At 55.4% G+C, this 269-nt stretch carries 1 protein-coding gene; it reads left to right on the top strand.

Annotated features, from left to right (window positions below; translation table 11 throughout):
* A partial coding sequence (locus tag ABS769_RS22780; RefSeq protein ID WP_350498302.1) for a transposase occupies positions 1-269 on the top strand: 269 nt, incomplete at both ends.

Below are 269 nucleotides of genomic sequence, written 5' to 3'. Positions count from 1 at the left end.
CAGTGGAGCGGCCGATTCATTTGTTGATGGACCGTGCTTACGAAGGCAACGAAACCCGCCAGTTAGCGCTCGATCTTGGCTTCGTGCCGGTGGTCCCGCCGAAATCCAATCGGGTCGAGCCTTGGGAATACAACCGGCAGATGTACAAGCGGCGCAACGAAGTAGAGAGACTGTTCCGTCGCTTGAAAGGCTACCGCCGGATTTTCTCGCGCTTCGACAAGCTGGATGTCATGTTCCTTGGATTCCTCAGCTTCGTCCTAGTCGTTGAT

The sequence above is a fragment of the Xanthomonas hortorum genome, from assembly GCF_040279205.1.
GTDB lineage: Bacteria > Pseudomonadota > Gammaproteobacteria > Xanthomonadales > Xanthomonadaceae > Xanthomonas > Xanthomonas hortorum_F.
Note: the sequence above shows the minus strand (reverse complement) of the source record. Positions and strands in the feature narration are given on the sequence as shown.